At 73.2% G+C, this 19,906-nt stretch carries 18 protein-coding genes and 1 pseudogene; 8 read left to right on the plus strand and 11 right to left on the minus strand.

Annotated elements, in window-relative coordinates:
- Positions 1-2: 2 nt before the first annotated feature.
- Positions 3-1,313 carry a hypothetical protein gene (locus ACN27G_RS24410; protein WP_421495093.1) on the minus strand — a complete coding sequence of 437 codons (1,311 nt, stop codon included), beginning with the start codon at positions 1,311-1,313 and terminating at the stop codon, positions 3-5.
- A 99-nt stretch (positions 1,314-1,412) separates the two neighbouring features.
- On the opposite strand from ACN27G_RS24410, the gene cofD reads away from it, so the two are divergent.
- Positions 1,413-2,375, plus strand: coding sequence for a 2-phospho-L-lactate transferase (gene cofD / locus ACN27G_RS24415; RefSeq protein ID WP_421495094.1), 963 nt, complete (start codon positions 1,413-1,415; stop codon positions 2,373-2,375).
- Positions 2,372-3,559, plus strand: a complete 1,188-nt coding sequence (locus ACN27G_RS24420; protein ID WP_421495095.1) for a coenzyme F420-0:L-glutamate ligase — start codon at positions 2,372-2,374, stop codon at positions 3,557-3,559. Before cofD ends, ACN27G_RS24420 begins: the two co-directional genes overlap by 4 nt.
- 87 nt (positions 3,560-3,646) lie before the next feature.
- Here ACN27G_RS24420 and ACN27G_RS24425 read toward each other — a convergent pair whose 3' ends face one another.
- Together ACN27G_RS24425 and ACN27G_RS24430 are read right to left on the minus strand one after the other, a co-directional pair.
- Positions 3,647-4,666 (minus strand): ArsR/SmtB family transcription factor, encoded by a 1,020-nt coding sequence (locus ACN27G_RS24425; RefSeq protein ID WP_421495096.1) that lies wholly within the window; start codon positions 4,664-4,666, stop codon positions 3,647-3,649.
- 401 nt (positions 4,667-5,067) lie between these two features.
- Positions 5,068-6,126, minus strand: a complete 1,059-nt coding sequence (locus ACN27G_RS24430; protein WP_421495097.1) for a hypothetical protein — start codon at positions 6,124-6,126, stop codon at positions 5,068-5,070.
- Positions 6,127-6,359: 233 nt separating this feature from the next.
- Between ACN27G_RS24430 and ACN27G_RS24435 the strand changes: the two genes are divergently transcribed.
- Positions 6,360-7,652: a M20 metallopeptidase family protein gene (locus ACN27G_RS24435; protein ID WP_421495098.1), complete on the plus strand. Its 1,293-nt coding sequence runs from the start codon at positions 6,360-6,362 to the stop codon at positions 7,650-7,652.
- Positions 7,653-7,685: 33 nt separating this feature from the next.
- Complete coding sequence (locus tag ACN27G_RS24440; RefSeq protein ID WP_421495099.1) at positions 7,686-8,261, plus strand: NUDIX hydrolase; 576 nt, start codon at positions 7,686-7,688, stop codon at positions 8,259-8,261.
- Here the strand turns inward: ACN27G_RS24440 and ACN27G_RS24445 are convergent.
- The gene (locus tag ACN27G_RS24445) at positions 8,252-9,358 is read right to left on the minus strand and encodes a mannose-1-phosphate guanylyltransferase (protein WP_421495100.1); all 1,107 of its coding nucleotides are present in this window, start codon (positions 9,356-9,358) and stop codon (positions 8,252-8,254) included. The genes ACN27G_RS24440 and ACN27G_RS24445 overlap by 10 nt on opposite strands.
- Positions 9,359-9,432: 74 nt before the next feature.
- On the minus strand, positions 9,433-10,581 hold the full coding sequence (locus ACN27G_RS24450; protein ID WP_421495101.1) for a glycosyltransferase family 4 protein: 1,149 nt from the start codon (positions 10,579-10,581) through the stop codon (positions 9,433-9,435).
- Between the two features lie 243 nt (positions 10,582-10,824).
- On the opposite strand from ACN27G_RS24450, the gene ACN27G_RS24455 reads away from it, so the two are divergent.
- Positions 10,825-11,532: a TIGR03089 family protein gene (locus tag ACN27G_RS24455; protein WP_421495102.1), complete on the plus strand. Its 708-nt coding sequence runs from the start codon at positions 10,825-10,827 to the stop codon at positions 11,530-11,532.
- A 49-nt stretch (positions 11,533-11,581) separates the two neighbouring features.
- Here the strand turns inward: ACN27G_RS24455 and ACN27G_RS24460 are convergent, their stop codons facing one another.
- The 3 genes and pseudogenes from ACN27G_RS24460 to ACN27G_RS24470 all read right to left on the minus strand — a co-directional run bounded on the left by ACN27G_RS24460 (position 11,582) and on the right by ACN27G_RS24470 (position 14,419).
- Entirely contained in the window at positions 11,582-13,453 is a 1,872-nt protein-coding gene (locus tag ACN27G_RS24460; RefSeq protein WP_421497443.1) for an acetoacetate--CoA ligase, read from the minus strand.
- Between the two features lie 21 nt (positions 13,454-13,474).
- Positions 13,475-13,741, minus strand: a pseudogene (locus ACN27G_RS24465) (acetyl-coenzyme A synthetase N-terminal domain-containing protein); the annotation flags it as partial.
- A 156-nt stretch (positions 13,742-13,897) separates the two neighbouring features.
- Entirely contained in the window at positions 13,898-14,419 is a 522-nt protein-coding gene (locus ACN27G_RS24470) for an acyl-CoA thioesterase (protein ID WP_421495103.1), read from the minus strand.
- Positions 14,420-14,566: 147 nt separating this feature from the next.
- Between ACN27G_RS24470 and ACN27G_RS24475 the strand changes: the two genes are divergently transcribed.
- On the plus strand, positions 14,567-15,229 hold the full coding sequence (locus ACN27G_RS24475; protein WP_421495104.1) for a hypothetical protein: 663 nt from the start codon (positions 14,567-14,569) through the stop codon (positions 15,227-15,229).
- Between the two features lie 147 nt (positions 15,230-15,376).
- Positions 15,377-16,243: a DUF3824 domain-containing protein gene (locus ACN27G_RS24480; RefSeq protein ID WP_421495105.1), complete on the plus strand. Its 867-nt coding sequence runs from the start codon at positions 15,377-15,379 to the stop codon at positions 16,241-16,243.
- A gap of 246 nt (positions 16,244-16,489) precedes the next feature.
- Here ACN27G_RS24480 and ACN27G_RS24485 read toward each other — a convergent pair whose 3' ends face one another.
- The 3 genes from ACN27G_RS24485 to ACN27G_RS24495 all read right to left on the minus strand — a co-directional run bounded on the left by ACN27G_RS24485 (position 16,490) and on the right by ACN27G_RS24495 (position 19,161).
- A complete protein-coding gene (locus ACN27G_RS24485; protein WP_421495106.1) occupies positions 16,490-17,659 on the minus strand; it encodes an acyl-CoA dehydrogenase family protein in 1,170 nt (389 codons plus the stop codon).
- Positions 17,660-17,822: 163 nt separating this feature from the next.
- Positions 17,823-18,251 (minus strand): organic hydroperoxide resistance protein, encoded by a 429-nt coding sequence (locus tag ACN27G_RS24490; protein ID WP_421495107.1) that lies wholly within the window; start codon positions 18,249-18,251, stop codon positions 17,823-17,825.
- An 82-nt stretch (positions 18,252-18,333) separates the two neighbouring features.
- On the minus strand, positions 18,334-19,161 hold the full coding sequence (locus ACN27G_RS24495; protein ID WP_421495108.1) for an alpha/beta fold hydrolase: 828 nt from the start codon (positions 19,159-19,161) through the stop codon (positions 18,334-18,336).
- A 114-nt stretch (positions 19,162-19,275) separates the two neighbouring features.
- Here ACN27G_RS24495 and ACN27G_RS24500 point away from each other — a divergent pair, with 114 nt between their 5' ends.
- Positions 19,276-19,890: a TetR/AcrR family transcriptional regulator gene (locus ACN27G_RS24500; RefSeq protein WP_421495109.1), complete on the plus strand. Its 615-nt coding sequence runs from the start codon at positions 19,276-19,278 to the stop codon at positions 19,888-19,890.
- Positions 19,891-19,906: the final 16 nt, after the last annotated feature.

The raw sequence follows: 19,906 nt of genomic DNA on the forward strand, positions 1-19,906 counted from the left end.
GATCAGTGGGGCTGGGTCGGGTCGTCGTCGCGGTCCGACGGCGGCGGCTGGTTGCCGGCCGACGGCTGCTGGCTGGCCGGGTTGATCCGCTGCGTGCGATCGGGGACGTCGGACCCGCCCCGCTGCGGGATCACCTGGGTGCGCCCGGTCTCCTCCGTCTCCGGCTCGCCGGCCGGGTCGTCCGCGGGGTCGTCCGTTGGCCCGGCGCCAGCCTGGGGTGCGGACGACTCGGCACGGGGCGCGGGCGGAGCCGACGACGGAGCCGGCGGAGCCGACGACGGAGCCGGCGGAGCCGACGACGGAGCCGGCGGAGCCGAGGAGGGAGCCGGCGGAGCGGACGACGGAGCAGGTGGAGCGGACGACGGAGGAGCCGAGGAGGGGGCCGCGGACGAGGCAGGCGGGACGGCGGAGGGCGTGGCGTACCCGGGTTGGCCGTAGCCGGTCGGCTGGCCGTAGACCGTGGGCTGGCCGTGCTGGCCGTAGACGTGCGGGGCGGCGGGCGGATACCCCTGGTGGGGAGCGACCGGCTGTCCGTACGTGGTCGGCTGCCCGTAAGGCTGCTGGCCGTAAGGCTGCTGGCCGTAAGGCTGCTGGCCGTAAGGCTGCTGGCCGTAAGGCTGCTGGCCGTAAGGCTGCTGGCCGTAAGGCTGCTGGCCGTAAGGCTGCTGGCCGTAAGGCTGCTGGCCGTAAGGCTGCTGGCCGTAAGGCTGCTGGCCGTAAGGCTGCTGGCCGTAAGGCTGCTGGCCGTACGCAGGTTGCTGGCCGTAGGACTGGGGGTGACCGTAGGACTGCGGGTTGCCGTAGACGCCGGGCTGGGGTCTCGGCTTCGGCACCTGGAAGAGCAGCCGCCACACCCGGAAGACCACGAAGGCCGCGACCAGCAGCATCAGGAACATCCCGCCGAAGACGAGGGTCCTGGTGAACGCCTGCCGGAACTGCGTCTCGGCGAGCAGCCCGAAGATCCCGGCGAGCAGGGTGATCACGCCGAGCAGCAGCGAGACACCGTATTCGACGAGCGCGACCAGGGTGATCAGCCGGGCGTGCCCGACCACCGGCTGGAGGTGCGTGGCGAGCAGCACCGCGAGCACCGGCAGGGCGATCTGCTCCAGCCCGGCGAAGGCGTAGAAGAGGCTGAGCGAGCGGTCACCGAAGTCGGAATTCTCCCAGCCGCCGAAGAAGAGCTCGATCAGCCCGCCGAACAGGAAGAGGGCGTTCGCCCCGACGAGCACCAGCGCGATCAGCTCGCGCAGCGGCCTGGTTGTCGAACTGGCCTGCGGCGCCTCGCTCGGCGCGGGCCCGGGCTGGCTGGTCAAGGCTCCCCCTGAGGGCGGTGACGGACTCCTGCGACGCCTGAGCCTAGTCGGCCGGCCCGACCGCCGCCCGTTCGACGCGGATGGGCGAGGATGGAGGCCATGCGCATCGCAGTTTTGACGGGGGGCATCGGCGGCGCCCGCTTCCTGACCGGCGTCCGTGCGTACGCCCGTCAGGTCGGCGCCGAGGTGACCGCGGTGGTCAACGTCGGCGACGACGTCGTCCTGCACGGCCTGAGGATCTGCCCCGACCTGGACAGTGTCATGTACACCCTCGGCGGCGGGGCGGACCGGGAGCGGGGTTGGGGCCGCGCCGGCGAGACCTGGACCGTCAAGGAGGAGTTGGCCGCGTACGGCGCGGAGCCCACCTGGTTCGGCCTCGGCGACCGGGACGTGGCGACCCACCTGGTCCGGACCACCATGCTGAACGCCGGCTACCCCCTCTCGGCGGTCACCGAGGCGCTCTGCGCCCGCTGGCAGCCCGGGGTACGCCTGCTTCCCGCCACCGACGACCGCCTGGAGACCCACGTCGTGGTGGGTACGCCCGACGCCGACGGCCCGGAGGCGCAGCGGGCGATCCACTTCCAGGAGTGGTGGGTACGCCACCGCGGCGACCTGCCCACCTCCCGGTTCGTCTTCGTCGGCGCGGAGGCGGCCAAGCCGGCCGCCGGGGTGCTCGACGCGCTGGCCGCCGCCGACGTGGTGCTGCTCGCCCCGAGTAACCCGGTGGTGAGCATCGCGCCGGTGCTCGCCGTCGCCGAGCTGCGGGACGCGCTGGTCGGCGGCCGGGCGCCCGTGATCGGAGTCTCGCCGATCATCGGCGGCGCCCCGGTACGCGGGATGGCCGACCGCTGCCTGGCGGTGCTCGGTGTGCCCTGCACCGCTGCCGGGGTGGGCGGGCTCTACGGCGCCCGGTCGGCCGGTGGCATCCTGGACACCTGGCTGGTGGACACCGCGGATGCCGGGACCGAGGTGGAGGGGGTGGCCGTGCGGGCCGCTCCGCTCTGGATGACCGACGAGGCGGCGACCACGGCGATGGTGCGGACCGCGGTGGAGTGGGGATGAGACTCGAGGTGCTGCCGGTACTCGGCATCGGTGACGTCACCGAGGGTGACGACCTGTCGGCGATGATCTCGACCGCCGCGCCGTGGCTGCGGGACGGCGACGTACTGGTGGTGACCAGCAAGGTCGTCTCGAAGGCCGAGGGGCGACTGGTCGACGTACCTGTCGACGGGCCGGAGCGGGAGGCGGCCCGGGCGGAGGCGCTGGCCGGCGAGACGGCCCGTCCGGTGGCCCGGCGCGGCGGGACCCGGATCGTGCAGACGCACCACGGCTTCGTGATGGCCTCCGCCGGGATCGATGCCTCCAATGTGGACCGTTCCCGGCTGGTCCTGCTGCCGAAGGATCCGGACGCCTCCGCACGGGCGCTGCGGGCCGGGATCCGGGAGCGGCACGGCGCCGACGTCGCGGTCATCGTCTCGGACACCATGGGCCGGCCCTGGCGCAACGGCCTCACCGATGTCGCGCTGGGGGTCGCCGGGATGCCGGCGGTCCGCGACCACCGGGGCGAGGTCGACCCGTACGGCAACAAACTGCACATCACCCAGATGGCCGTCGTCGACGAGCTGGCCGGCGCGGGCGAGCTGGTCAAGGGCAAGTGTGACCAGGTGCCGGTCGCGGTGGTCCGCGGCTACCTCGGTACGGCCGACCCCGACGACGGACCCGGCGCGGCGGTGCTGGTCCGCGACGCCGAGCACGACCTGTTCGCCCTCGGCACCGCCGAGGCGCGGGCGGACGGGCTGCGGGCCGCCGCCACCCTCGGCGAGTCGTCGCCGGGCACACCCGCTCCGGTGGTGCCGGCGGTGCTGGACGGCGCGGACGGCGGGCTCGACCGTGCGGCGGTGGACCGGGCGCTGCGGACGGTGGCCGGGGTGGTCGCGCCCGGCACGGTCTGCACCCTGGTCACCGACGGGCAACGGGTACGCGCCCGGCTCGGCGCGACGGTGCCGGCGGGGAGGCTACCGGCCACCGCGCTGCTCGACTGCGCGCCACCCGGGCCGGCCGGGGCAGACCCCGGCGCCCTGATCCGGTTCGGCGCCGACCTGCACCGGCTGCGGGCCGCCCTGGCCGCCGAGGGGATCGGCTCGGCCCTCCTACCGCCCCCGCCGGCTGCCGACGGCGGCGGGGCCGGCGTCGGGGTGACCCTGCTGGTCAGCGCTCCCCCGTCCCCACCGACCCCCGGCGGCTGAACCACTGGCGGCAGCCCCGACCCGCCGGCCCGCCACCGGACGGGGGCAGCGGAGCCAGCTACCCGGAGGGGACGGCCGAGCCAGCGGTCAACCGGTCAGCATGGCCCGGCCGAGCGGGGTCAGGATGTGCAGCACGGTGTTGCGGTCACGGTGGCTGACCAGCAGCCCGGCGTTGCGCAGCACCGTGGTGTGCTGGCTCGCGGCGGCCGGCGAGATGTGCAGCCGCCGGGCCACCTCTCCGGTGGAGCAGCCGTCGCCCACCACCTCGAGTACCCGGGCCCGGGTCCGGCCGATCAGCGCGGCGAGCGCCGCCTGGTTCTCCGGCCGCCCGGCCCCCCGGGGCGGGCCGGCGCCCTCGCCGGGCGCCGGTGTCAGGCCACCCAGCCGGTCGACCGGATAGACCAGGACCGGCGGCAGGTCGGGGTCGACCAGGGTCACCGGGATGCGGGCGCAGAAGAAGGACGGCACCAGCAGCAGTCCCCGGCCATCGAGGTGCAACTCCCGCTCGACCGGATAGCCCGGCACCTCCAGCAGCCCCGCCTCCCAGCGCATCGCCGGGCGGAGGCTGGCCAGCAGCCCTTCGGTCCCGCCGTCGAGCAGGGCCCGGGCCCGGCGCGCCCGGTCCGCCTCCACCGCAGCCTGGATCCGGTCCCAGTACGGCTCGACCGCGGTCGCCTGGTAGACCCGCATCGAGTCGGTGAGGTGCTCCAACACCTCGACGTCACCCCGGGCCAGGATGCTCGCCGAACTGGGCAGGGGCAGCGGACTCTCCGCGGCCAGCACGTTGAGATCGCGCTCCAGCGCGCCGATCGGGGTGGAGCGGACGGCGTCGAGCCCTGCCGCCAGGCCGTACATGCTGTGGTAGGGGGTCAGGAAGTCGGGAAAGTAGCCTCGGGGCGGGTTGAGGGCGAGCAGCAGTCGCAACTGGCCCGGTACGGTGTCCCGGCGCAGCCCGCCGGAGACGCCACGCCGCCAGCCCGCCATCACCGGGTCCCGGCTGCGTCCCTGCAACAGGTGCAGGCTGAGGACCAACTCCCAGATCTGGTCGGCGGCGGGAGCGACACGGGTCCGGGCGACGTCCTCACCGGAGAAGAAGATCCGCAGCATGGCTTGCACTCCCGGGCCGGATGGGGTTGGCCGGCGACCAGTCGCACTCTACCGGCCCCTATCTATCAGCGTCTTTCAGTGTCAGCCGAAATACCTCGACGCCCGGCGACGCGGGCGGGCATGCTCACTGTGCCGATAGCGGAGTCATGCGGTGCCCAGCGGCCCGCTGGTTCCGCGGCGTACTGGGGGGTAGGGGAGGAACGCGGCGACCCGGATGATCGCCACGAGGGTTCGCGGACATCTGTCCGTGAAGTGCGCTGTCCGGGTTGTCGCCTCCCTTCTCTACACCTCTCCCAACGCCGGATCCTCTCCACACTCCGGGCGTCCCGCTTCCGACCGGGGACGGCGCCGCCCGCGGAGCGCATGTCCCGGCACGGGGTGGGCGGGCCCGCTCGCCGTGCTCAACCGGGCCGTTCTGACATGATCAACAACGCGACCCGGTGGTCCTCGTCGGTCACGTAGTAGCGGGCGCCGTCCAGTTCGGTCAGCCCTTCCACGTTGTGCAGCGGCGCGAGGTCCGCCACCAGATCGCCGGCGACGCTGGCCCCGGCCGGAGCGGGGGGCCAGCGGAACCGGACGTGCCGGCTGGTGACGTCGCCGCCCGCCGGATGGTCGTCGAGCAGCACCGACCGCTTGCCGAGCGCGTCGATCGAGCCGACCACCGCGTCGTACCCGCCGTCCCGCCCGGCCGACAGCGCCCGGAAACCGGTCAGCTCGCCGGGCCGGGTCACCCCGGTCAACGCGTACGCCCCGACGGCGTGCGGCCAGCTCCGCCGGTCGAACATCCCGGCCACGTCGGCCAACTCCACCAGGATCGGCTCGCCACGGTCGGTGACCGGAAACCGCAGCCCGAGCAGCACCGTACCGGCCGGGGTGAAGGCCGCCGCCTCGACGTTCACCGGCAGGTCCTCCTCGGCCAACCGGCCGACCCAGCTCTTGGCCCGGGCGGTGCCCCGGTCGCGGGTCGCGGCGATGAAGCGGTGCCGCACCTGCTCACCGGGGGGCAGCACGGCGATCCCGGCCGCCACCAGGGCGTCGTTCACCGCCCGGTGCAGCCGGAACTGGTTGCGGACCACGTGCAGCCGGGGCAGCGGACCGGCCGCCTCCGCCTCGCGGAACCGGCCCACGAAGGCCCGCCGGGGGCGCAGCGGCCCGCGCTTGGAGCCGAAGTGCGAACCGAAAACGTAGATCCACCCGTCGTGCCGGGCCAGCGCCTCGCCGTCCTCGGTCCGGCCGTTCTCGGCCCCGGCGTCCATCCACACGTGGTGCGTCTGCCACTCGCCGTCGTGCCGCTCCACGAGCAGGGCCAGGCAGTGCTCGACCGGCCCCTCGTCGAGCACCGTCCAGAACGCCCGCCGCGCGCCGTGCGCGGCGAGCACCTCGCGGGCATGGACGGGCAGCAGGTCACTCGCCTCGTTGCCGGCCACGGCGAGTTCGACCGTACGCGTGGGGCACGTCATACCGATCATGCTACGAACCCCGCACCAGTGCCTTCGCCAGCAACGTTCACGGTGTCGGGCGTTCTGCGACCTGCGTCACGTACAGGTTGTGCGGCCCCTGGTTACGCCTTCCTGGTGAAGCCCCGGAAACGGGAGAGGGACATGACGGACCGCTGCTCTTCGTGCACAATCTCACCTACGACCGGCGCCAGCCGCTGTTGGTCCAGCTGGCGACCGGCCGATTGGACGACGTGATGACTCAGCATGACCGGCTGCGTGCCGACGCCGCAGCCCTGCAGGACGACCTGGTACGGCTGCGGCGCGACATCCACCGGTACCCGGAGGTCGGCCTCGACCTGCCACGCACCCAACAGGCGGTGCTGAACGGGCTGGCCGGGCTCGGATTGGAAATCACTCCCGGCAGATCCCTGAGTTCGGTGACCGCGGTGCTACGCGGCGGAGACCGGGAGTCGGTGGCGCCGCCCGGCGGCGAACCCGTCGCCGCGGTGCTGCTGCGGGCCGACATGGACGCCCTGCCGCTCACGGAGAGAACCGGGCTCGACCACGCGAGCCGGGTGGACGGTGCGATGCACGCGTGCGGGCACGACCTGCACACGGCGATGCTGGTCGGCGCGGCCCGGCTGCTCAGCGCGCACCGCGCCGCGTTGGCCGGCGACGTGGTCTTCATGTTCCAGCCCGGCGAGGAGGGCTGGAACGGCGCGGCCCGCATGATCGAGGAGGGGGTCCTGGACGCGGCCGGGCCACGGGTCCGTTCGGCGTACGGCATGCACGTGCGCTCGTACGGAAGCCCCGTCGGACAGTTCCGTAGTCGCCCCGGACCGTTGATGGCGGCCACCGCCGAGCTCAGGGTGACCGTGCACGGGGCCGGCGGGCACGGCTCCATGCCACACCTCGGCCGTGACCCGGTCACCGTGGCGGCGGAGATCGTGACCTCGTTGCAGACCCTGGTCACCCGACGATTCGACGTCTTCGACCCGGTGGTCGTGACGGTCGGCGCGATCCATGCCGGGACCACGTCGAACATCATCCCCGACACCGCCGAGATCAACGCCACGGTACGCACCTTCTCGACCGCGAACCAGGCACGGCTGCGTACCGAGGTCACCCGGTTGTGCCGGCACATCGCCGAGGCGTACGGGCTGACCGCCGAGGTCGAGTACCTCGACGGTTACCCGGTGACGGTGAACGACGAGCAACAGTACGAGTTCGCCCGTACGGTGATCTCCGAGGTGCTCGGCGAGGAACGGTTCGCACCGCTGACCCACCCGGTGGCCGCCGCGGAGGACTTCTCCGAGGTGCTCAACGAGGTGCCCGGCTGCTATCTGATCCTGGGGGCGAGTGGCGCCGACGATCCGACGAAGGCGCCACCCAACCACAGCCCACAAGCGGTGTTCGACGACCGGATACTCGCCGACGGCGCACTCGTCCACGCGGAACTGGCAATCCGGGCACTGCGCCGGCACGCGGGCCCACCTGCCTCGCCCGGCCAGGCGCCGCGACGACCCTGGCGCCGTCCGACACCGTGAACGTCCGTGGCCACCGCACTCTAGGGTGAGGCCGTGTCCGATGCCCTCTACGCCGACGCGTTGGCCCTGCTCACCGCCTGGCGGCCGCCGACGCCCGAGGCCGCCGCCGCCCTCGCCGGGACGCTGCGGCTGCTGCGCGGGAGTGGCCCGGCGGCGCTGACCCGCGAGCACCGGGCCGGGCACGTCACCGCCAGCGCCCTGGTGCTCGACGCGACCGGAGGCCGGGTGCTGCTCTGCCTGCACGGCCGGTTCCGCCGCTGGGTGCAGCTCGGCGGGCACTGCGAGCCCGGCGACGCGACCCTCGCCGGCACGGCGCTGCGGGAGGCGACCGAGGAGTCCGGGATCCCCGGCCTCTGGCTCGACCCGACCCCGATCGACCTGGACGTCCACCCGGTCTCCTGCCGGGGCGGCTCGCTCCACCACGACGTGCGGTTCGCCGCCGTCGCCCCGCCCGGTGCGGTGGAGCGGGTCAGCCCGGAGTCGGTCGAACTCGGCTGGTTTCCGCCGGACGCGCTGCCCGAACCGCTGGCCGGTGCCACCGCCCACCTGGTGGCACCGGCGATCGCCGTCTTCGGGCGGAACTTCCCACGGCCGGCACCTCACAGATAGGGGTGGGCCTCCTCGGCCTCCAGCGCGGCGACGATCTCCTTGACCTCCTGGGCACGGGACCGGGCGCAGACGAAGAGCGCGTCCGGCATGTCGACCACCACGGTGTCCTGGACACCGAGCGTCACCAGCAGCCGGCCGGACTGGCTCACCACCACCGAGCGCTCGGTGTCCCGGAGCACCACCCGGCCGGCCGGATGCGTGCCGTCGGGCCCCTCCCGGAGCACCACGTTGCTGGCGTCGTCGCCGCTCAGCGCCTCGCCGAGAGTGTGGAAGTCGCCGACGTCGTTCCAGCGGAAGTCCGCCGGCACGGTGGCGACCAGGCCGCGCTCCGCCGCACCCTCCATCACCGCGAAGTCGACCGAGATCTTGGTCAGCTTCGGCCACATCCGGTCCAGCACCGCAGCCTGCTCGGGGGTGTGCCAGGCCTCGGCGATCTCGGTCAGTCCGGCGTGCAGCTCCGGTTGCTGCCGGGCCAGCTCGGCGAGGAAGACGTCGACCCGCCAGACGAACATCGAGGCGTTCCAGTAGAAGCGGCCGGACTCCACGTATTTGACCGCGAGATCGTACTCGGGCTTCTCCTTGAAGCGGACGACCTGCCGGGCGGGGCCGTCGCCGATCGGTTCGCCCGACTCCAGGTAGCCGTAGCCGGTCTCCGGGTGGGTCGGGGTGATGCCGACCGCGACCATCAGGCCGTCCTGTGCCGTCGAGATCGCCGCGCGGAGCACCTCCAGGAAGCGCGTCTGGTCGCCGACCACGTGGTCGGCGGAGAAGGCACCCATCACCGCGTCGGGATCGCGCCGGGCGATGATCGCCGCCGCCAGGCCGATCGCCGCGCAGGAGTCCCGGCGGGAGGGCTCGACGAGGACGTTCTCCTCGGGTAGGTCCGGCAACTGCCGGGCCACCGCCACCGCGTGCGCGGCGCCGGTGACCACGAACGTGGTGTCCGGGCCGGAGAGTGGGCGCACCCGGCGTACGGTCGCCTGGAGCAGCGACTCGTCCGAGCCGGTCAGCGGGAGGAGAAACTTGGGGCGGCCGGCGCGCGAGAGTGGCCACAGACGCGTGCCACTGCCGCCGGCCGGGATCACGGCGTAGAACATCGCCACATCATGCCCGAGACGTCGGGTGCGGCACGCGCACACCGGCTGATAGCACCCGATTTCCGCCCGTCCCGTTACGCGACCCGGGCCCGACCCCAGGCCGCCAGGTGCACCTCGGCGCTGGATTCCCAGGTGAACTCCTTGGCCCGGTCGAAGCCGGCCTTCGCCAGCGCGAGCCGGCGCGCCTCGTCGTCGAGGAGCGCGGCGAGATCGGTCGCGATCTGCTGCGGGTCCTCGCTGGTGTAGGCGACCGCGTCGCCACCCACCTCCGGCAGGGAGAGCCGCGGCGTGGTGAGCACCGGGGCGGCGCAGGCCATCGCCTCCAGGATCGGCAGCCCGAAACCCTCGCCGTAGGAGGGATAGGCGGCGATCAGCGCACCGCCGAGAAAGCCCGGAAGGTCGGCGTAGCGCAGGTAGCCGGGGCGGAGCAGCCGCAGGTGGGCCGGAACCTCGGTCACCGCCTGGTCGATGTCGTCGTCGTGCCCCTGGCCGCCGGCGATCACCAGGGCCGGCGGCTCCGGCCGGTCCTTGACCGCCAGCACCCAGCCCCGGATCAGGTTCGGCACGTTCTTGCGGGGCTCCTTGGAGCCGAGGAACGCCACGTAGCTGTGGCCGCCGAGGCCGAGCCGGGCGCGTACCCGGGCCTTCTCCTCGTCGCTCGGGGCGTGGAACGCCGCCTGGTCCACCCCGTGGTAGGCGACGTCGATCCGGGTCGGGTCGGCGTCCAGCAGCCGGATCAGCTCGTCCCGGGTCGCCTTGCTCGGCACGATCACCCGGTCGGCCCGGCGCAGCGAGGTCTTGATCGCGCTCCGGAAGAAGGTCCGCTTTGATTTGTCGTAGTGCTCCGGCTCGGTGAAGAACGTCGCGTCGTGCACCGTGACCGTCACCGGACAGCCGGCCCGCAGCGGGCAGGTGTAGAAGGGCGAGTGCAGCACGTGCGCGCCGACCTGTTGGGCCAGCAGCGGCAGCCCGGTCTGCTCCCAGGCGAGCCGGGCCGGCCGGTGCGCCACCGCCGCCGGTGCCGCGATCACCTCGGCGGCCGGCAGCATCCGCGAGTATCGCTCGACGTCGGTGCGGAGACCGACCACGGCCAGCTCCAGGCCCGGCCCGATCAGCTTGCCCAGGGCGCCGAGCAGGCCGTCGACGTATCTGCCCACGCCGCCGCGATCGGCGGGGACGCTGGTGGCGTCAATGAGCACGCGGGGCGGGCGACCGGCGGTCACTGGGCAACTCCTCGACTTGGGTGTGATGTGGGGAACAACACTTGCTCCAAGCCTACGCCGCACGGTCCCGGACACGTCGACTGCGACCCGTCGGGCAACTGTCTTTCCGGTGACTCGGACACGGCCGCCATCGCACCGTCACCGTCGGTGCCGGCCCGGCCGGAGGCCGGCCTCGCCGGCCATCCGGACCGGGCGACGGCGCGCTCCGGACCGGCGCTTCCCGGATCGGTATCGTCGCGGGCGATGACCGAGAACATTGCCGCGCTCTTCGCCGCCGCGATCGCCGCCGACCCGACCCGCCCGCTGCTGACCTGGTACGACGACGCGACCGGCGAGCGCACGGAGCTCTCCGGCGCAACCCTGGCGAACTGGGTGGCCAAGACCGCCAACCTGCTTGTCGACGCGGCCGGCGTGGCACCGGGCGACCCGGCCGGGGTGCTGCTCCCGCCGCACTGGCAGACCGCCGCCGTGCTGCTCGGCTGCTGGTCGGCCGGGCTGGCGGTCGACGGTGCCCGCCCCGGGGAGCGGGCCGGGCACCCGGTCGAGGTGCTCTTCGCCGCCGCCGACCGGGTCGCCGAGGCGGACGGCTGGCCGGCCGGCGAGCGGTACGCCCTCGCGCTCGCCCCGCTCGCCGCCCCGGTGCGGGACCTGCCGGCCGGCTGGACCGACTACGTGATCGAGGTACGCGGGCACGGCGACCACTTCACCCCGTACCCCGCCGCCGGGCCGCAGGACCCGGTGCTGGTCGACCTGGCGGCCGAGCGCGCCGGGGAGTTGGGGATCGGGGCCGGCGACCGGGTGCTGGTCGACGCCGCCCGTCACCCCGACCCGGTGGACTGGCTGCTGGCCCCACTGTCCGTCGGCGCCAGCACGGTGCTCTGCGGCAACCTCGCCCCGGACCGGCTCGCCGACCGGGCGGCGGCGGAGAAGGTCACGGCCCGGTTGACGTAACCTACGTCACACCGGGCCGGCGGCCTACGTCACACCCGGCCGGCACACGTCACGCCGAGCCGGCCGGTGCCGCCCCGGCCCGTTGCCGGGCCAGCCGCTCGAAGGCGGCCAGCGACTCCGGGTTGGCCAGGGCGCCGGTGGCGGCGGCCGAATCCACCGCCACCCCGGTGAGGATCTTCTTCACCGGCACCTCCAGCTTCTTCGCCGAGAGAGTCCTCGGCACCGCGCCGACCTGGTGGATCCCGTCCGGCACGTGCCGGGGCGAGAGACCGGTACGCAGCTCCCGGTTGATCCGCGCGGTCAGTTCCGGCCCCAGCTCCAGCCCGTCGGCCAGGACGACGAAGAGCAGCAGCTCCCCGGCACCGCCCTCGTCGTCCTCCAGGTGCACCACCAGCGAGTCGGTCACCTCGGGCAGCCCTTCCACCACCGAGTAGAACTCGGCGGTGCCGAGCCGCACCCCGCCCCGGTTCAGGGTGGCGTCCGACCGACCCGTGATCACGCAGCTCCCCCGCTCGCTGACCGTGATCCAGTCACCGTGCCGCCACACCCCCGGATAGACGTCGAAGTACGCCTCCCGGTAGCGGCTCCCGTCCGGGTCGTTCCAGAACCCGACCGGCATGCTCGGCATCGGTGCGGTGATCACCAGCTCGCCGAGCTGGCCGAGCACCGGGTCGCCGCCGGCCGACCGCGCCTCGACCCGGGCGCCGAGGCACCGGCAGGTGATCTCGCCGGCCCGGACCGGCAGCAGCGGCACGCCGCCGACGAAACCGGTGCAGACGTCCGTCCCGCCGGAGATCGAGTCGAGCCGCAGGTCGGTGCCGATCTCGTCGTACACCCAGCGGAAGCCCTCGGCCGGCAGCGGCGCACCGGTCGAACCGACCCCGCGCACGGCGGAGAGGTCGGCCAGCTCCGCCGGGCGCAGCCCGGCCTTGCGGCAGGCCAGCAGGAACGGCGCCGAGGTGCCGAAGTAGGTGGTGCCGGTCCCGGCGGCCAGCCGCCACAGGGTGCCGAGGTCCGGCTCGGCCGGCCGGCCCGGCTCGACCCGGACCGCCGGGTTGCCGTCGAAGAGCACGATCGCCGCGCCCACCGCCGGGCCGGAGACGAGGAAGTTCCACATCATCCAGCCGGTGGTGGTGAACCAGAAGAACCGGTCGCCCGGCCCGAGGTCATGATGCAGCGCCAGCATCTTCAGGTGTTCGAGCAGGATCCCGCCGTGCCCGTGCACGATCGGCTTCGGCAGCCCGGTGGTGCCCGAGGAGTAGAGCACGTAGAGCGGATGGTCGAACGGCACCGCCGCGAAGGTCAGCGGCTCCCCGGTCTCGGCCGCCAGCTCCGCCCAGCTCGACGTCCCGTCCACCCGGCCCGGCCCGCCGGCAGGCCCCGCCGCGCTGTCGGAGACCGCCGCGCTGTCGGAGACCGCCGCGCTGTCGGAGACCGTCCCGCTGTCGGAGACCGTCCCGCTGTCGGAGACCGTCCCGCTGTCGGAGACCGGCGCGTCGCCACGCTCCAGCTCCAGGTAGGGGATCACCACCGTGTGCGCCACCGACGGCAGCTCGGCCCGGATCGTCGCCAGCTCGGTCCGCCGGTCGACGGCCTTGTCGCCGTAGCGGTAACCGTCCACCGCCACCAGCACGGTCGGGGCGATCTGTCGCCAGCGGTCCAGCACGCTGCGGGTGCCGAACTCGGGCGCGCAGGACGAGAAGACCGCACCGAGGCTGGCGGTGGCGAGCATCAGCACGAGGGTCTCGGGGATGTTCGGGGCGTACGCCGCCACCCGGTCACCGGCGCCGACACCGAGGCGGGCGAGCCCGGCCCGGACCCGGCGTACCTGCTCGCGCAGGTCGGCGGCGGTCAGGGTGACCGGGGCGCGGGTCTGGCTGTGTGCGATCACCACCGGCTCGTCGTCGGCCATCCCGGGCATCCGGAGCACGTGCTCGGCGTAGTTGAGGGTGGCACCGGGAAACCAGCGGGCCCCCGGCATCGCCGGATCGGCGAGCGCCGCGCCCGGCTCGGCGTACGCCCGCACCTCGAAGTAGTCCCAGATCGAGCGCCAGAACCCGTCGAGATCACTGACCGACCAGCGCCAGAGCGCCTCGTAGTCGTCGAGGTCGAGACCCCGGTGCCGGCGCAGCCAGCCCAGGTAGTCGCCGATCCGGCTCCGCTCCCGTACGTCGGCCGGTGGCGTCCAGAGCACCTCGCCGTCGACCATCCGCCTGCTCCTCCCCTGCGCCCAACACCCGACCCGCCATTGTCCGCCCCCGCCACCCCACCCGACGTGTGCCCACCCCACACAAGGAAGGGCCCCCGCATATCGTTTTCTGTCGTAGCAGGGCCCCTTCCTAACCACTTCCCAGGGGTGCGTGCGTCAGGCGGTGCCCCGGTGCGCCTGGATGGCCTTGCGCTTGGCGAGCCGGTGCTCCCGGCGGATCTCCGCCTCGCGGAACCGCCGCTCGTCCTCCGGGTTCTCCGGCAGCACCGGGCGGACCGGGCGGGGGTTTCCGGCCACGTCCACACCGACGAAGACCAGGTACGCGGTGGCCACCATGATCGGGGCGTCCTCGGCGCTGTCCCAGCGCTCGGCGACCACCCGGACCCCGACCTCCATCGACGTCTGCCCGGTCCAGTTGACCTGGGCGTGCGCGTGTACCAGGTCGCCGACCCGGACCGGCTCGGCGAAGACGATCTCGTCGATCGCGGCCGTCACCGCCGTACCCCCGGAGTGGCGCGCCGCCGAGGCTCCCGCCACGTCGTCGACGAACTTCATCAGCACGCCACCGTGCACCGTGCCGTAGAGGTTGACGTCGACCGCCGTCATGATCCGGCTCAGCGTGACCCGGGAGTACGCGGTCGGCTTCCCCGGCGGCGGTGGCAGGAACTGCTCGGTCATGCCGGCAACGGTACGGTGGCGGCGGGTCGCGCCGCCCTCGCCGGTTACCCAGCTCACCCCGGTCACCCCACGGTGACAGTCAGCAAGATCGATTTAGACGCGCCGGGGCAGGCTGCTCCACGCCGTTCCAGGCGGTACGGTGCGCGGATGCGACATCTCTGGAGCTTCCTCGCCGGAGTGGTGGCGGCGCCACTTGCCTGGATCCTGATCGCGCTCGGTCAGGACGGGTCGGCCCGCACCGTAACGCGGTGGGAGGAACTCGGCACGTACAACACGGCCAACCTGATCCAGGGGGCCGTCTATCTCGCGGTCGCGGGAATCCTGCTCGGTCTGCTCGGCACGCTGCGCCTCTCTCCGGCCGGTCCGCTCGTCGCCGGCCTGCTGCTGGCCGCCCCGTACGTCGGGTTCTTCGTCGACCCGTTCGCCGTACGCGACGCGGTGCCGGCGAACTGGAGCCTCTTCGGCGACCCGCTGCCGCTGCTCCGGGTCCTGGACAACGGCACGACGTTCGTGATCGGCGTGCTGCTGCTGATGGCGACCTTCAGCGCCCAGCGGTGGCGCCGCTGGCCCTGCCCGGCGACCGCCGACTCCGCCCCGACGACGTCCGATGTGGAGGAACTCCCCCGGACCGACTGGTCCGCGCTGACCAACCCGCCGGAGAGCGACGTCAGGCCCCCGACGCTCGGTTACCCCGAGCCGGACGACACGCCGACGACGCCGCTGCCGCGCCGGGAGGCCGGATCGCCATGGGCGGCACCGCCCCGGACCGGCCCCAAGCGCGACGACGCGGCGGACAGCACGACAAGCTGACCGACCGTCGGACGAGCCGGCACCACGACGAGCCCGACCGTGCCGGGGCGGGTCGTTCGGTCGATCCGCCCCGGACCATCACGCCGGGGCACGCCGTTGCCCGGTGCCGGTACGGTGCCGGAAGACATCCGGAGAGGGGACGTTGCCGTGCGACACCTTGGATCGCTGGTTCTCGGCCTGGTCAGTGCCCCGATAATCTGGGTGTTGACCGGCATCGGGTGGATCAGGTTCAACGGTGGCATCCAGGCCGACGAGCTCGGCGACAAGCTTCTCGGGTTCGTCGTCCTGCTGGTCGTCGGCGGACTCCTCGCCGCGCTGCTGCTGCCCCGCTGGTCCCCGGTCGGTCCGGCGGTCGCCGGCTGCCTCTTCATGATCATGGCACTCTGGTCGCTTGTCGACTTCGGCTCACTCGTCGACGTCGTGCCGGACTCGCTCTTCGGCGTCCGATTCGCGCTCACCGCGCCGTCCGGGGCGCTCTCCGTGCTGCTCGGTGTGCTGCTCTTCGCCACCGTCGCCGTACCGCACCGGTGGCGTTCCACCCGTCCGGCCCTGGCCGGCTTCCCCGGCGCTCCCGGCCAGCCCGGATACCCGCCATACCCGGGCGCCCCCGTGCCGCACAGCCGTCAGTTCCCGCACAGTCCTCAGTTCCCGCCGGGTGGCCCGGTGCCCGGCCAGTTCCCGCCCGGTGGCCCGGTGCCCGGCCAGTTCCCGCCCGGCATGCCCGGGCCCGCCGGGCACCCGCCGAACTACGGGCCCTCGGCCGCACCGAGCTTCCCCCAGTCCGCCCCGCCGAACTTCGGCCCGGCGGTCCCGCCGAACTACGGGCCCACGGCACCGGCGCCCCCACCACCCCCGGCACCGCCGTACGACGCGCCGGCCGGGGCGACGCACCACGGTCCGCCCCCGATACCGGCGCCGCGACCGGCCGAGCCGTCGAGTGCGGATGAGACCACCCGGATCACCGGCCCGGACGACGACATGGACGGAGTCACCCGCCGGCTCGGCGACCGCTGAACCGGCGCGCCCACACCACCACAGCGCAGCACCACGACACCGCCACACCGCCACACCGCCACACCGCCACTGCGCCACCGCGCGCAGCGGCCGGCGGGGAATCCCATCTCTTGTCCAGGGGTGCCGATGTAGATGCTGGTCGTCAGGTGGGGAGGCGTCGCACGGCCCGGTTTCCGGCGCACCTGTTCAGGATGGACGGCGACCCGGCCGCGATCCGTGCCTCCGCCGGGGCCCTGGCAGGCCCTGCTATCCGTCGGCCCTGAGGAGCTGCCGGGCCATCACGATCCGCTGCACCTGGTTGGTGCCCTCGTAGATCTGGGTGATCTTGGCGTCCCGCATCATCCGCTCGACCGGGTAGTCCCGGGTGTAGCCGTACCCGCCGAGGAGCTGCACCGCGTCGGTGGTGATCTCCATGGCGGCGTCCGAGGCGAAGCACTTCGCCGCCGCGCCGAAGTAGGTCAGGTCGGCGTCGCCCCGCTCCGACCTGCCGGCCGCCGCATACGTCAGCTGCCGGGCCGCCTCCAGCTTCATCCCCATGTCGGCGAGCATGAACTGGATGCCCTGGAACTCGGCGACCGCCCTGCCGAACTGCTTCCGCTCCCGCACGTACGCCTTGGCGTAGTCCAGCGCGCCCTGGGCGATCCCGACCGCCTGGGCGGCGATGGTGACCCGGGTGTGGTCGAGGGTCCGCATCGCGGTGCCGAAGCCGGTGCCCGGATCGCCGATCATGCGGTCCGCCGGGATCCGCACGCCGTCGAGGTAGACCTCGCGGGTCGGCGAGCCCTTGATGCCGAGCTTCTTCTCCGGCGCACCGAAGCTGACCCCGGGGTCCGACTTCTCCACCACAAAGGCGGAGATGCCGCGGGACCGTGCCGCCGGATCGGTGACCGCGAAGACGGTGTAGAACTCCGACACCCCGGCGTTGGTGATCCAGCGCTTGACGCCGTCGAGCACGTAGTGGTCGCCGTCGCGCACGGCTCGGGTGGTCATCGACGCGGCGTCGCTGCCCGCCTCCGGCTCGGAGAGGCAGTACGAGAACATCGCCTCGCCCCGGGCCACCGGCGGCAGGTAGCGCCGCTTCAGCTCCTCGGAGGCGGCGAGCAGCAACGGCAGGGTGCCGAGCTTGTTCACGGCCGGGATCAGGGAGGAGGCGGCGCAGGCCCGGGCCACCTCCTCGATCACGATCGCGGTGGCCAGCGCGTCGGCTCCGGCACCGCCGTACTCCTCGGGGATGTGCGGGGCGTGGAAGTCGGCGGCCCTGAGTGCGTCGTACGACGCCTTGGGGAACTCGCCCGTCTCGTCGGCCTCGGCCGCGTTCGGGGCGACCTTGGCGTCGCAGACCTCCCGGACGGCCCCACGGACCGCCTCGTGCTCCTCAGGCAGCAGGTATGCGTCGAACGACGGCTCACTGGTCAACGCGGCCCTCCCGGCTCGTCCCCCCGGCGGCGAACACCTCCGGAAGCCTGACGATACCCGCCGGTAACCAGTGTGCGGCAGCCCCTCCCCGGCCCTACCCGGACCGATCGCGCCGGGCGCCGGGACGGCGGCGCGGGTGCCGCCGTCCCGGCCGGTCGGTCGGTCAGGCCACGGTGGCGTCGATCGTCACCGGGATGTTGCCGCGGGTGGCGTTGGAGTATGGGCAGACCGCGTGAGCCGCCTCGACCAACTGGTCGGCCGCACTCTGGTCCAGCCCGGCCAGTGCGACGTGCAGGGCGGCGCTGAGGCCGAAGCCTCCCTCGGCCGTCGGGACCACGCTGACCTCGGCGACGACCGCCGAGTCGCTGATCGTCAGCTTCCGTCGTGCGGCGACGAGCTTGAGTGCCGAGTGGAAGCACGAGGCCCATCCGGCGGCGAACAACTGCTCGGGGTTGGTCGCGCCGCCCGGGCCGCCCATCTCCTTGGGTATGGCGAGGGCGACGTCGAGCAGGCCGTCGTTGGTCACGGCCCGGCCTCCCGCCCTGCCCTCGCCGGTGGAGGTCGCGATCGCGGTGTAGAGCTTGTCGGACACAGTTCTCTCCTTAGCCTCTGGGTTCTGCCTGTTCTTCCGGGTTCTGCCTGGTTCCGGGACTGCCTACCGGATTTCGGCCGGGTCAGCGCACGGCTCTCGCGGCGGACTCGATCAACTTTCCCGTGCGATCGGCGTGCGAGATGAAGCCGGCGTGCGAGGCCCTGACCTCGACCGTGTCGGCGCCGGCACGCTGGGCGAAGAAGCGCTGCGCGACCGGGGACAACGCCCTGTCCTGGCCGAAGACGAGGTACCAGCTCGGGATGGTCCGCCACGCCGGCTCGTCGTGCGCCTCGTCGAACGACGCCACCGAGACCGGGCGCTGCCGGGCGGCCATCCTCGTCGTCTCCGACCGGGGCAGGTCGGCGGCGAAGATCTCACGGAACCGGACCGGGTCGATGCTCGCCTCGGCACCCCCGGGGTACGGGCGGACCACCAGCGCCTCGGGGGTGAGCTTGCTGCCCGGGTACCGCGTCGGGTCGGAGAACTGGTTGAGGGTCTCGCCCCGGTCCGGAGCGAACGCCGCGACGTAGACCAGAGCCTTGACGTTCGCGGCACCGGTGGCGGCGTTGGTGATGAGGGAACCGCCGTAGGAGTGGCCGACCAGTACCACGGGACCGGGCACGGTGTCGAGGATGCTGCGCAGGTATGCCGAGTCCGCCGCGAGGCCGCGCAGGGGGTTGGCCACCGCGAGCACCGGATATCCGTCGCGCTGGAGGATGCCGATCACCCGGTCCCATCCGCTCGCGTCGGCGAACGCGCCGTGCACCAGCACGACCGTCGGTGTGGTGCGCCGGGCGTCGGCCACCGCCGGCGCCTGGCCCGCCGAGGAGGGGGCGACGGCGACGCCGAGCATGGCCACCACGCCGAGACCGACCACCGCCAGCGACCGGAATCGAGATCTGAGCTGCACCGGGGGCTCCTTTCGGGAGAGGTAGACTAACTAGTACGTCTACACGCTAGCACACACCGCCCGGACACCCCGGGGACTAGGCTCGGGGGACGGACGGCAGAGACGGGAGCACCGGTGTCGGCAAGGGGAAACACGGCGCACGCCGCGACGGGAACGGCGGTCCCACCCGTGCGGCAGCGGATCCTGACCGCCGCGGACACGCTCTTCTACGCCGAGGGGATCCGTGCGGTCAGCGCGGATCGGATCATCGCCGAGGCGGAGGTCAGCAAGGTCACCTTCTATCGACACTTCCCGACCAAGGACGATCTGGTGCTGGCCTACCTGCGGGGGCGGTCGGACTGGGAGCGCGGCGCCGTCGAGGAGCTACGGGCCGATCACCCCGGTGACCCACAGGGCACGCTCGTCGCCCTCGCCAGGGCCATCGTCGACAGCAGCTGCACGACCGGATTTCGCGGCTGCCCGTTCATCAACGCCGCCGCCGAGTACGCCGATCCCGCCCATCCCGTCCGGCGGGCCGTCGCCGAGCACCGGGCGTGGTTCGCCGGGCTGCTGGACGACCTGCTCGGCGAGCTCGGCATCGGCATGCGTGCCGCCACGGTGGACCAGCTGGTCATGCTCCGGGACGGCGCCATGGTCACCGGATATCTCGGCACCGGCTCCGCTCCGGGCGCCGACACGCTCGTCGACGCCGGCCGCGCGATCATCGAGGCGGCCCGGCGAGCCGGGTAGTGGTCCGCAGCCAACC

The organism is Plantactinospora sp. WMMB334, from assembly GCF_049179095.1.
In the GTDB taxonomy this organism is placed as follows: Bacteria; Actinomycetota; Actinomycetes; order Mycobacteriales; family Micromonosporaceae; genus Plantactinospora.

Coding starts and splice junctions, on each gene's coding strand:
- ACN27G_RS24430 (WP_421495097.1), bottom strand. CDS start 6,126: ATGACGTGCCCCACGCGTACGGTCGAACTCGCCGTGGCCGGCAACGAG.
- ACN27G_RS24455 (WP_421495102.1), top strand. CDS start 10,825: ATGACCGAGAACATTGCCGCGCTCTTCGCCGCCGCGATCGCCGCCGAC.
- ACN27G_RS24470 (WP_421495103.1), bottom strand. CDS start 14,419: ATGACCGAGCAGTTCCTGCCACCGCCGCCGGGGAAGCCGACCGCGTAC.
- cofD (WP_421495094.1), top strand. CDS start 1,413: ATGCGCATCGCAGTTTTGACGGGGGGCATCGGCGGCGCCCGCTTCCTG.
- ACN27G_RS24420 (WP_421495095.1), top strand. CDS start 2,372: ATGAGACTCGAGGTGCTGCCGGTACTCGGCATCGGTGACGTCACCGAG.
- ACN27G_RS24460 (WP_421497443.1), bottom strand. CDS start 13,453: ATGCCCGGGATGGCCGACGACGAGCCGGTGGTGATCGCACACAGCCAG.
- ACN27G_RS24475 (WP_421495104.1), top strand. CDS start 14,567: ATGCGACATCTCTGGAGCTTCCTCGCCGGAGTGGTGGCGGCGCCACTT.
- ACN27G_RS24445 (WP_421495100.1), bottom strand. CDS start 9,358: ATGTTCTACGCCGTGATCCCGGCCGGCGGCAGTGGCACGCGTCTGTGG.
- ACN27G_RS24425 (WP_421495096.1), bottom strand. CDS start 4,666: ATGCTGCGGATCTTCTTCTCCGGTGAGGACGTCGCCCGGACCCGTGTC.
- ACN27G_RS24435 (WP_421495098.1), top strand. CDS start 6,360: ATGACTCAGCATGACCGGCTGCGTGCCGACGCCGCAGCCCTGCAGGAC.